At 28.8% G+C, this 12,175-nt stretch carries 9 protein-coding genes; 5 read left to right on the top strand and 4 right to left on the bottom strand.

Annotation, left to right across the window (positions count from 1 at the left end; all coding sequences use genetic code 11):
* Positions 1–22 precede the first annotated feature (22 nt).
* The 5 genes from ECH_RS02585 (at position 23) to nuoE (ending at position 5,349) form a co-directional block, all read left to right on the top strand.
* A complete protein-coding gene (locus ECH_RS02585) occupies positions 23–241 on the top strand; it encodes a hypothetical protein (RefSeq protein WP_006010926.1) in 219 nt (72 codons plus the stop codon).
* 9 nt (positions 242–250) lie between these two features.
* Entirely contained in the window at positions 251–2,302 is a 2,052-nt protein-coding gene (gene nuoG, locus ECH_RS02580) for an NADH-quinone oxidoreductase subunit NuoG (RefSeq protein WP_011452721.1), read from the top strand.
* 6 nt (positions 2,303–2,308) lie between these two features.
* Positions 2,309–3,412 (top strand): NADH-quinone oxidoreductase subunit NuoH, encoded by a 1,104-nt coding sequence (gene nuoH / locus ECH_RS02575; RefSeq protein WP_006011902.1) that lies wholly within the window; start codon positions 2,309–2,311, stop codon positions 3,410–3,412.
* 203 nt (positions 3,413–3,615) lie between these two features.
* Positions 3,616–4,797, top strand: a complete 1,182-nt coding sequence (locus ECH_RS02570) for an NADH-quinone oxidoreductase subunit D (protein WP_011452720.1) — start codon at positions 3,616–3,618, stop codon at positions 4,795–4,797.
* Positions 4,798–4,803: 6 nt separating this feature from the next.
* Positions 4,804–5,349: an NADH-quinone oxidoreductase subunit NuoE gene (gene nuoE, locus ECH_RS02565; protein ID WP_006011198.1), complete on the top strand. Its 546-nt coding sequence runs from the start codon at positions 4,804–4,806 to the stop codon at positions 5,347–5,349.
* A gap of 622 nt (positions 5,350–5,971) precedes the next feature.
* Here the strand turns inward: nuoE and ECH_RS02560 are convergent.
* From ECH_RS02560 to ECH_RS02545, 4 genes are all read right to left on the bottom strand, one after another.
* Positions 5,972–6,667 carry a DUF3023 domain-containing protein gene (locus ECH_RS02560; protein WP_011452719.1) on the bottom strand — a complete coding sequence of 232 codons (696 nt, stop codon included), beginning with the start codon at positions 6,665–6,667 and terminating at the stop codon, positions 5,972–5,974.
* A gap of 921 nt (positions 6,668–7,588) precedes the next feature.
* Complete coding sequence (locus ECH_RS02555) at positions 7,589–8,281, bottom strand: DUF3023 domain-containing protein (RefSeq protein WP_044233238.1); 693 nt, start codon at positions 8,279–8,281, stop codon at positions 7,589–7,591.
* A gap of 128 nt (positions 8,282–8,409) precedes the next feature.
* Complete coding sequence (locus ECH_RS02550) at positions 8,410–9,099, bottom strand: DUF3023 domain-containing protein (protein WP_006011204.1); 690 nt, start codon at positions 9,097–9,099, stop codon at positions 8,410–8,412.
* 1,548 nt (positions 9,100–10,647) lie between these two features.
* A complete protein-coding gene (locus ECH_RS02545; RefSeq protein ID WP_011452715.1) occupies positions 10,648–11,553 on the bottom strand; it encodes a DUF3023 domain-containing protein in 906 nt (301 codons plus the stop codon).
* Between the last annotated feature and the right edge of the window lie 622 nt (positions 11,554–12,175).

The following is a 12,175-nucleotide window of genomic DNA, read 5'->3' as shown; positions in this document are numbered from 1 at the left end:
ATTTTATGGCTATGGGGGTATTATGGCTAAGAAAGGAGCTAAAGTTGCAAAAACAGCAAGTAAGAATAATCCATTGCAACGTAAAAAAGGTACAGCTCAAAAAATGTATAATGGTAAATCTGTAAAGCCAGTTAAATATATTAATAGAGAAGCAGGTAAAATTTTTATTGCAGGTCAATATGATAATGGTGATTTAGTACAAGATACTACAGGTAATCCTATAGAATGGGCTAGTATATAAGGATAGTGCGTGGTTAAACTAGTTATAGATTCTTTAGAAATAGAAGTCGAAGATGGAATGACTGTACTGCAGGCTTGTGAAGTTGCTGGAGTACAGATACCTAGGTTTTGTTATCATGAAAGGCTTGCTATAGCAGGTAATTGCAGGATGTGTCTAGTGGAAGTTGTTGGTGGTCCACCTAAACCTGTAGCTTCTTGTGCAATGCCTGTTGCAGAGGGTATGGTAGTAAAGACTAATACTGACAAAATAAAAAAAGCTAGGGAAGGGGTACTGGAATTTTTATTAATTAATCATCCTTTAGATTGTCCAATTTGTGATCAAGGTGGAGAATGTGATTTACAAGACCAAACCATGTTATATGGTAGAGGTAAAAGCAGATATAAGGAAGAGAAACGAGCTGTAAAGAAGAAGAATTTTGGTCCACTGATAGAAAATACAATGACTAGATGTATACATTGTACTAGATGTGTTAGATTTTTATCAGATGTTGCTGGTAGCTATGAATTAGGTACAATGGGCCGTGGTGAAAATATGGAGATAGATACGTATATTTCTAAATGTATTACTTCAGAATTATCTGGTAATATAATAGATCTTTGTCCAGTTGGTGCATTAACTTCAAAACCTTATGCATTTAAAGCTAGATCTTGGGAATTACGTCATTGTGAAACAATAGATGTATTAGATGCTGTATGTAGTAATATTAGGGTTGATACACGTGGTCTAGAGGTAATGAGGATATTGCCTAGATTGAATGAAAGTATAAATGAAGAATGGATATCAGATAAAACACGTTTTTCGTATGATGGTTTAAAATTGCAGAGGTTGGATAAACCATATGTGAGAAAGAATGGGCAGTTATTACCTGCAACATGGGAAGAAGCATTTAATGTAATTGCTAAAAGGATTAGTAATGTTTCTGGAGATAAAATTGCGGCAATTGCTGGAGATTTAGCAGATTGTGAATCTATGTTGCTATTAAAGGAACTAATGCATGGGTTAGGGAGTTCTAATATAGAATGTAGGCAAGATGGATCAGTAGTACCTACTAATAGCAGAGCTTTATATTTGTTTAATACTGGTATATCTAATATAGAAAATGCGGATTTGTGTTTATTAATCAACACAAATATAAGGTTTGAAGCGCCTATAATTAATGCAAGATTGCGTAAAAGGTATTTACGAGGAGGATTTAAGATTGCTAATTTAGGTGTCTATGATAATTTTAATTATAAAGTAGAAGATTTAGGGAATAGTTGTTTGGTATTAGATGATATTCTACATGAAAAAATACCTTTTTCTGAACTGTTAAAATATGCAAAAAATCCTATGTTAATAATAGGACAAGATGCTTTGGTTGGTGATAATGGTCATTCTATATTTGTATTAGCTACTAAAATTGCAGCAAAATTTGGTATGTTAAGAGATGATTGGAATGGATTTAATGTTTTGCATAAAGCTTCTGCTAGAGTAGGTGCTTTAGATATTGGGTTTGTTCCTAGTTCTAACACTAATATAATGTCTGATATAATTAATGGTATAGGTTCTAGTGAAATAGAGGTTTTATATTTGTTAGGTGCAGATGAAGTAGAAATTTCTCGTTCTAAGTCTTCTTTCATTATATATCAAGGACATCATGGAGATAGGGGAGCACAGGTTGCAGATGTGATATTACCTGGTGCAGCATATACTGAAAAAAATGCGACTTATGTTAATACTGAAGGTAGAGTACAGAGAACAAATATTGCTGTTTCTCCTCCTGGTCTTGCAAGAGAAGATTGGTTAATTATTAAAGAATTATCAAAATATTTAAAAATGGATATGCAATACGAAAGTTTAAATTGCATTAGAAATAAATTGTCAACATTAGGAAAGCAATTTCGTGAAGAAAATATTGGAAGCTTAATTTCTAATAAATGGGCTTCAATTGATGGAAGTATGATTTTAGAAAGGGATAGTGTATTTATTAATAAAGATTTTAATTTTTATATGGCAAATCCAATTAGTCGTGCATCTATTATAATGGCAAATTGTGTAAAAGCTTTTGCAAATAAAGATTAGGTGAGTATGAGTTATTATAATATTTTTTTGGATTTTTTAAGTTACATAGGTAGTGGAGCTGCATTATTTATAAAAATAATTGCAGTGATAATATCGGTTATGATATCTGTTGCTTATTTAGTGTACATGGAGCGTAAGGTTATTGCGGCAATACAGTTGAGGCAAGGTCCTAATGTTGTTGGACCATTTGGTTTATTGCAACCTTTTGCTGACGCTGTAAAGCTTATTATTAAGGAACATATTATTCCTTTTAAATCAAATAAAATATGTTTTTTGATTGCTCCGATTATTACTTTTACTTTAGCTTTGTTAGGGTGGGCTGTCATTCCATTTGGAGCTGATGTAATTGTTAATGATGGATATGAAGTGATAATACCTAATGCTATTGCAAATATAAATATTGGTGTACTATATATTTTAGCTATTTCTTCTCTTGGAGTTTATGGAATTATAATAGCTGGATGGTCAAGTAACTCAAATTATGCTTTTTTAGGTGCAATTAGGTCTGCATCACAAATGATATCATATGAAGTATCTATAGGTTTAACTATAGTTACAGTGTTATTAGCAACTGGATCATTAAAATTAGGTGAGATAGTTGTAGCACGGCATAATATGCCTTACTGGATAGATTTATTATTATTGCCAATGGCATGTATTTTTTTTATTTCAGCTTTAGCTGAGACTAATAGACATCCTTTCGATCTACCAGAAGCAGAATCAGAGTTAGTATCTGGATATAATGTTGAATACTCATCTATGCCATTTGCATTGTTTTTTTTAGGAGAATATGCAAATATGATATTAATTAATGCAATGGCAGTAATATTTTTCTTTGGTGGGTGGTATCCACCTTTAAATATTGGCTTCTTATATATAATTCCTGGGATTGTATGGTTTGTATTGAAAGTGGTAGCATTGTTATTTTGCTTTATATGGATTCGTGCTACTATCCCTAGGTACCGTTATGATCAGCTAATGGGGTTAGGATGGAAAGTATTTTTACCTATATCTTTGCTATGGGTAGTATTAGTTTCGAGTATTCTAGTATATACAGATTCATTGCCTAGTAATAATAAGCAATATGTATCACATGCTATGCATAAATAGACTTTATTGGAAGATGATATTTTAATGTGTTTACTTCATTTATTTTTTCATACTAAGGTAGTTTTTTATTAATACATTTTGTTATAAGTGTCGTGTTTATATCTGTTAAATAAGAATTTCTCTTTATGCTATATAGAAGCTTGTTCTTGACATGTGATATATGTACTTACATAATTTATAGTTATATTCTTGGTAATTTGGTAATGTCTGATCGAGTCAAAATTACACCAATGACTTTAAATTTTGGTCCTCAACATCCCGCAGCTCATGGTGTAATGCGTTTGGTTTTAGAAATGGGTGGTGAAGTTATAGAAAGGATAGATCCACATATTGGGTTATTGCATAGAGGAACAGAAAAATTAATAGAATATAAAACATATTTACAAGCTTTACCATATTTTGACCGTCTTGATTATGTATCTCCAATGTGTCAAGAGCATGCTTATTCTTTATGTGTGGAGAAGTTATTAAAATGTGAAATACCAATTAGAGCTAAATATTTACGTGTTATTTTTTGTGAGTTAACTAGAATATTGAATCATTTGTTAAATATATCAAGCCAAGCGCTAGATATAGGTGCTATGACACCTTTACTATGGATGTTTGAAGAAAGAGAGAAGATTTTAGGTTTTTATGAAAGAGCATCAGGTGCGAGGTTTCATTCTGCTTATATTCGTCCTGGAGGTGTAGCAGCTGATGTTCCAGATGATTTGATTGATGATATATTTAAATTTATTAAAACTTTCCCTAAGTTTATAGATGATGTAGATGAGTTGTTAACTGAAAATAGGATTTGGAAACAACGTAATGTTGATATTGGTATTGTATCAAAAGAACAGGCATTAGATTGGGGTTTTTCTGGTCCAATGTTAAGGGCTTGTGGTATTCCTTGGGATTTACGTAAAAGTCAACCTTATGAAATATATGAAGATTTAGAATTTGAAATTCCTATTGGAAAAAAAGGAGATTGTTATGATCGTTATCTAGTAAGGATGGCAGAGATTAGGCAATCAATTAAGTTGCTTGAACAATGCTTGAATCGTCTTCCAAATGGTCCAATAAAAACAGATGATAGAAAAATTGCTCCACCAAAAAGGTCGGAAATGAAAGAATCTATGGAAGCGTTAATACATCATTTTAAATTATATTCAGAGGGTTATAGTGTTCCAATAGGAGAAACTTATATGGCTGTTGAAGCTCCAAAAGGTGAATTTGGTGTATACATAGTATCTGATGGAACAAATAAACCATATAGGTGTAGGATTAGAGCTCCTGGATTTGCTCATTTGCAAGCTATAGATATGATGGCAAAAGGTCATATGTTAGCTGATTTAACAGCCATAATTGGGTCTTTAGATATAGTATTTGGAGAAATAGATAGGTAATGAGTAATGTCTAATATACAGAAAAATAGTAATGAACATTATACTGAAACATTTAAATTTAATAAGGATAACTTAAAACAAGCAAATGATACAATTAGTAAGTATCCTCATGATAGAAAATCGAGTGCTGTAATGGATTTATTGCATATTGCTCAGAAGCAGTGTGGTGGATTTATTCCATTGTCTGCTATGAATTATATAGCAGATTTTTTGGGTATGCGGCTAATACATGTATATGAGGTAGCAAAATTTTATTCTATGTATAATTTATCTCCTACTGGTAAATATTTAATACAAGTGTGTAGGACAACTCCTTGTTGGTTGTGTGGTAGTGATGATATTTTAAAATCGTGTAAGGAATTGCTTAATATATGTGTTGGAGAAACAACGAGTGATAATTTATTCACTTTGAAAGAAGTAGAGTGTTTAGGGGCTTGTGTTAATGCTCCTGTTATGCAGATCAATGATGATTATTATGAGAAATTAACTCCTGATAAGGTAAAGGATATATTGATGGAAATACAAAAAAAAGAAGCTGTAGTATCAGATTAATTATATTTTTATTCGAGTATATTTCTAGTTCTTGCATATATACTAGTTTTCTTCTTGATGAAAAAAACTAAAATTAAGTTTCTTAGTATAAACAAACATAGGTATTATGTTTTTGTAAGTTTGGAATGGTGTTTTTTGCTGTTTAAAAACATTGTTATAATTTATGTTTTTTAGGTTATAGAAATCTAAAAATTTTGTGATATACTTTCTTGTTAATTTTTATCTATGATTCTACTTGAATAATTCTTTAAACCTAAATCATAAAATTCACTATCAATTATTTTATAGTGATTAGATTGTACAGAAATTTCCTTTTTACCAAAATTACCAAGATTGCTATACGATCCTATAAAAGCAATATTATTATTATATTTTAGTGAAAAACCAGCACTATAAGATAGTAAATTATTATATTGAACCTATTGCTGCTGACTACTAGCAGGTAATAGATCATTTATAGCATGTTCAACAACTCCTGAAAATATCAAAACAATAGATAAATGGGAAAAAATGCTAAGTGTGTTAGCAATTTTTTCCCATTTATCTTTTTAATTTTATTTGATATGCAGCTAGCTTAGATTAAAAAATAGTGTATCACAAGGAAATTTTTATACTTTCTATGCTACATTCTTGTATTCGCTACTAAAGGTTCTTTATCCTCATCAGTAGATGCTTTTTTAGTAATAGTTATTCTCAAATTGGAAAAAAAACTACTGACAGCACCTGCATTTGTTTCATCATGTTCAGAGGATTTCTTTTCTTGTTGATCATATATGAATTGTGCATTTAATCCTGCGACATTTTGTAGAGCGTACTCCATATCAAACTTTTTTTCCTTTCGATTTATATATGGTATATAAATTAATTCCATTGTGCCATATTGAGTAAGATCTTCAATAGGTATCATCAGTCGTTCTTTATTTAATAACCTATTATGTACATCATGGTAAAATATATTGAGCTTATCTTCATTTACCAAAAGATATATGTGCATATGACAGAAACTAGGATCATAATCCTGTGTATATTTCATAACTGCCTGACGTATTTTGCTATGATGCTTTATTAGATGTTTTGGTAATAAAGTTTTTAATATAAACATGGACTTCCCACTTGGGAAACACTTATGTACATTTTTTTTATAACTATCATTAACAAAAATTTGTAGTTGTTTAGTATCACCATCTTCGGTATTGCCTATGCAATAACTTCGATAACATATAAGAGGTTCTGTTTTTGATATCTTTGATACATCTGCACATAATTTCTCATTATACCAAGTTTGTTCTTCAAGATTATTTCCTAATATACCTAACATAACATTCTACAATATTTAATCTTTATGAAAAATCATAATAATTATATGATATAAAGGTATTATTTTTTATTATAAGATATAAAAAAACAATCTTTTGTTATATGATAATTAATTTTATTAGTGATTTTTTTAATTGTTTGTTTTTTATAATTTTATGTATTTTATGGGTTAACATATTCTAATATTATTGATTGTTAAGTACTAATAATTGTTCTTAGATTAAGTTTTGATAAGGTGGATTCATAGATTTCAATTATATTTGTAGGTAAAATAAATATCTAAATTTTCAAATCTCTATAAATTCTTTTCTTAATTCAAATATAGTATTCCTATTAACGATACAAAATGCATAAGACTTATAATTGTTGCTTTCTTTTGTTTTGTGTTTTATAATAAAATTTTCAAGTTGATCTTTACTGTTAAAGCTTTGCATTTTTTCCTATTGTTTAGCTGTCTTTTAAGTATTGGTGAAAGATTTTTGATTGTTGAATATATAATGCTAAGTTATATTCACTTTTAGTTAGAATAGTAGTGTCATCACTCCTGGTATACTTAATTTTCCATTTTGTCATTTAAATTTCTTATACAATGCACTTTATCAATTTTTATAAGAAAATAAAGAGGATTATATATTATTAAATTTCTATTTATAATTGGATATTATTTTTTTACTAAATAAAAATTTAACATGTACATCTAAGAAAAGCAGCTTAGTGGAGTTTAATGTACATATCTTAAGAAAGAAAAAAACTAATAGGAATTTAAATGTGTGCATCTAAGAAAAAAGCATCCTATTAGGAATTTAATGTGCACATCTAAGAAAAAAGCATCCTATTAGGAATTTAATGTGCACATCTAAGAAAAAAGCATCCTATTAGGAATTTAATGTATACATCTAAAAAAAAGCATCCTATTAGGAATTTAACGTGTACATCTTAAGAAAGAAAAGCAGCCTGCTGATCCTTCTACATCACTTTCTGATAGTCTTGATGTAGGTTGTTGTTGTAATATTGAAGGTGCTGATGTTGATAATATTTTTAATCTTTCTTCTGTTCTTGGTGTGCTTGGAGAGAATGTTACATAATTTAGTCCACCAGTAGTTAACAATGCATATTTTAAGTCAAACTTGACTTCTGGATTAGCATATGCTTTTGGTTTTACAAGTACAGGATTACAGGAATTAGCAATAGATGCAAAATCCAGAGCTTTATATTTCTTACTCTTTTTCTTATCTTGTTTGCGTTTTTCTTCATTGGTTTTGTCTAATATATGCACAAAATGTTTTGTATCATTTGAACGTACTATAGCAAATACCTCTGCTTCAACAGTAAGTTTGGTAATATTTTCTTGTGAGAAATCAACACTCTCCGTGAGTATTGGATCACCTAATACGGAATCTTTTGGGATCTGAACGAAGAGCTTAAACAAAGATGGACCTCCTTGTGAAGGTACAATAGGGTTTATTTCATCAGCTTCAGTAGATACTTCCAACTTATTATTTGGTTGTGTAGTACCGACACAATAACCATTTAGTACAGTAACATTCATAGACTTCAGGTTTCTGCATAATACATTGTTGTACTGTCGATGGTCTTCTTCACTAAAATTAAGCATATGATTTACCGTTAAAAAACACGTTTTTATAATAAATTTTATAATAAATCTGTAATAATACTATTATTTAAGGAAAATTAAAGAATGGTATATGTACATTTAATATATTATAAAATGTGTATGATATATTATTTATTATGTGTTTGTAAAGGCTCATAAATTGGTTCTGTTGATAGACAATCTAATGTAGGTACTGATTCTTCTTCTTGAGTGCCAATTGTTGTTGAGGTTAAAGGTTCATCATTTTGTGAAACACATCCTATAGCATGTAGTAATTTCCGGGCGATACCAACTTTAGGTATAAACTTAAAAGCAGGAAATTCTCGTGTATTTGTTAATGCCATCTTTGAAATTGTGCTTAAAGCATTATGTTCATTAAAATCTTCAAAAAGCTTATTATTACATAATACTGTATAGACAACGCTACCATATTCAGATGGTGTTACAGTAGATCCTGGTTTATTGTTATTTAATACTTCTTTCATGAATTTTTTAAGATTACATTGTTTGACAAAAATATAAAGTTTTGCATCTATAACATTTTTTCCCATTTCATCTTTTGATAATGTTAGAAAATTCATATGTCGCAATTGTTTCATCATCGCAACAGGATATTCAACATTTAATACAAATAAGGAATTCTTAGATGGCACCACTTTTTTTTTGCTTTTATGGGTTTTGGAAAGATGTATTGTTAATGTATCACTGTCTTCTGGGGTATGACCTATACAGTAACATTTTTGATAAATAAAAGAGAGGGCATCTGCTTTTCTGCATAAATGTCCATTAACAAATTTTTTAATATCTAAACTTTGCATAATATTTAATTAATTTATTTTATTTAAATAATAAATAAAATTAACTATATTACAATAAATATTTTTAATAATTTTTAATATTAAATTATATCTTAATAAATATTAATTTTGGTATTGAAATACTACAATATTTTTTGCCTATAATGTTGGACATTTATACCTTCTACACATACTAAAGATGAAGAAGTAAAACACTAACTTATCTTCTGAGAAGGCCAGTAAGTAATAATACTGATTATCTTCTGATATTGGTACATTAATATTTTATAGTTGAGCTTCATCTGCATTTAGCATTTGCACTTAATAAGCTTTCTTATGATGTACTTTATGGTTTAACATTTTTTGTTGGTTTATAACGTGGGAAACAACATTTTCTTTCCTCTTTTTCAGAAGTAATAAACGTAGTCATTTTATAGTATTTCAGTTAATGTTTCGTATTCATCTAATAATTCACGGCATAGTATAAGTTCTGTATTTAACTTAGTAAATGTGACTTCTCTATGTTTGAAGAATTGATCAACAGCATTGATTTTTTTGTGCAGGATTATATAATTTTATTAGTAAAAAATATTGTAACTTTATCTTATCTACTAATAAATGTAAAAGAGCACTTGATGTACATATTAAGTTCATATTAAGATGCTTTTTTCCTAAAATGTACACGCTAAGTTCTTATTAAGCTGCTTTTTCTCAAATGTAGACATTAAGTTCTTATTAGGCTGCTTTTTTTTTTCTCAAAGTAACTTTGTTCTTTTTATTAATCTTGCTAAATATGAATTCATTTGTTACTAGCCTGGATGGCGTGCAACGTTTATTTAGATAAATATTGAGCATGTAAGTTCAAATGCTAATTTCCATGAAGTAGTGTTTTTGAAATATGTACTTGTAATAGAAACTGTTGAGTAGTATATTACCTATACATGATGCTTGATTTATTTTGATAAGATTAAAATTCAAGTGTCCTCTTCAAATGTCTGCATAATAAATCATTTTTCATCTCATATAAAGATAAATTAGTAAGTTCTGGAGCTAGGGCAGCTGTAGAAAATACAGTGTATGAAAAGCTTAAACACTAATATTCCTGTATTGTAAATAATGTATTTCTACCTAGCTTGTATAATGTAGTTTTTATTTTTTGCAAGAAAAATCTACATGTGATCCAAATTACAAGTGCTTAATAAAGTAAGCTAGAAATACTATATCTAGAGATATGTTTTTATTTTTTAGCAAAGATATGTGGTAAAAAATGTAAACCTTTTAGTTTAAGTATGTATTACTTCTTTAACTTGTACTTTACAATAGATTACTAGTACTTTTTTGGTGTACCTACAGAAGATTGTATTAGCTTAAAATACATATATCAAATAAATATCACATACTGTATTTATTATAGCTAATACTCTAATTCTTCTGATTCAGATTTAACATGTACTTTTTTGCATGTAGTAAGCTTTTTATAATAGTAAAATTTACAGAGTATTGATGAGTAAAATAGTATTATTAAATACACATATTCTATACTTTATGTTAAGTAATTACTGGTATGGTTTACTTACTTCTTCTAGATGTTTTAGGTGTTCCTGGTGTATCTGGAAAGAACATAGGTTCATAAAGTGATGGTCCCAAGACATGTGGTGAAGGAGTTAATGGATTTAAATCTGTATCTTCTTCCTCTGACATACCTACTGTTTCTAAAGAAGAAGATGTACTATAACTAGAAGCAATGCTGTCATTAGATGCATAAGGAGATTTAGTAGGAGAAGCCCCTTCATCACATTCAGATGCTTCTTGTTCGTCTGTTTTAAGAACAATAGGCTCTAAACATACATGAAATCCAAGCATTGCTAAATATTTCTCCTCGAAATGTGGAGTTAAATGTTTACCGTCTTTTCCAGACTGTGGATGGACAAGCATTAATTCACTAAACTCCAGAAAGTCATTATTACCTTTACTTTGGGTAGAACATTTAAAATTGGTCATGTTTGTTGCGAGTACAAGACAATATAAATCAAAACATGAAGAATCGTTGTTGTTTGATATTACATTAAGTTCCTTAAGAAATGGGTTGTCGTTAAGTGCATTATTTAATATATTAACAGTTACTCTAAAAATAGATGTTCCATGTGGTATTACTGGTATTTTCTTCCTATCTCCAATATATAAGGTAAGTTCTCCAGTGTTAGAATTAGTATTACCCACACACCTTATAGATTTTAATTTCATTCTTGGATCGTTTTTTAAATTTTGTACATAATAACGTAAATACAGTAGATCTTGTACGTGATTCTTATCTATCATATTGCATATTAATTCTGCATCATCATTATCTACACCTGGACTTGATATGATATTCTGGACTCGTTGTTTTATTTGTTCCGGTGTTTCATTTTGTTGCCACGGTTCATTTTGCTCCTGTGATTTACTTTTTGACACTTTTGGTAATTTTGCTAACATAATTTATAACCATTAAACACATGAAAATACACTAGTAATTATATACTAATTGTCAGTAGTATTGCAAGTATTGCAACTAGTATCAATTATTTGTAGTTTATTATCAGTATAGTATATACAGCTGCTATCTTACATTTTAAATGTATATTATTATATTAATATAGGCACTTATCTTTATAATATTTTAATAAATCTTTATATTTCTATTGTTTAATTTTTACTTAAAAAATTAATATATAATTATATATTACTTATACTTATTACCAGATAAATACTTAAATAAAAACATTCATTTATAGTAGTAATCTTAGTTTAGTTATTTTTTATATTATAAACTGTTCTTTAATTAAGAAGCATTATTCTCTTTAAATAGTATACTATTGCTGTAACTTTACTGTCTCTTTACTTTTATAATAAAGTAAGGGTATGCTGATTGGGATTCAAAATTATATATTTATAAAACTGATTTGCTATTTTACTATCTAATCTATTAAAAAATTAATATTGTTTTTAGATTTCATATAACCAATAAAACATCTATGTCCATCATACATAACAATATTATTTAATAACTGATACTTTATCCCAACAATTGCAAAAAGCACTCTGAATTTTTTATACA

Source organism: Ehrlichia chaffeensis str. Arkansas, assembly GCF_000013145.1.
GTDB lineage: Bacteria > Pseudomonadota > Alphaproteobacteria > Rickettsiales > Anaplasmataceae > Ehrlichia > Ehrlichia chaffeensis.
This window is presented reverse-complemented; position numbering and strand designations above follow the sequence as displayed.

What these genes read in the sequence shown, in the direction of transcription:
- ECH_RS02585 (WP_006010926.1), top strand. Translation starts at nt 23, where the DNA reads ATGGCTAAGAAAGGAGCTAAAGTTGCAAAAACAGCAAGTAAGAATAAT.
- nuoH (WP_006011902.1), top strand. Translation starts at nt 2,309, where the DNA reads ATGAGTTATTATAATATTTTTTTGGATTTTTTAAGTTACATAGGTAGT.
- ECH_RS02570 (WP_011452720.1), top strand. Translation starts at nt 3,616, where the DNA reads ATGTCTGATCGAGTCAAAATTACACCAATGACTTTAAATTTTGGTCCT.
- nuoE (WP_006011198.1), top strand. Translation starts at nt 4,804, where the DNA reads ATGTCTAATATACAGAAAAATAGTAATGAACATTATACTGAAACATTT.
- ECH_RS02560 (WP_011452719.1), bottom strand. Translation starts at nt 6,667, where the DNA reads ATGTTAGGTATATTAGGAAATAATCTTGAAGAACAAACTTGGTATAAT.
- ECH_RS02555 (WP_044233238.1), bottom strand. Translation starts at nt 8,281, where the DNA reads ATGCTTAATTTTAGTGAAGAAGACCATCGACAGTACAACAATGTATTA.
- ECH_RS02550 (WP_006011204.1), bottom strand. Translation starts at nt 9,099, where the DNA reads ATGCAAAGTTTAGATATTAAAAAATTTGTTAATGGACATTTATGCAGA.
- ECH_RS02545 (WP_011452715.1), bottom strand. Translation starts at nt 11,553, where the DNA reads ATGTTAGCAAAATTACCAAAAGTGTCAAAAAGTAAATCACAGGAGCAA.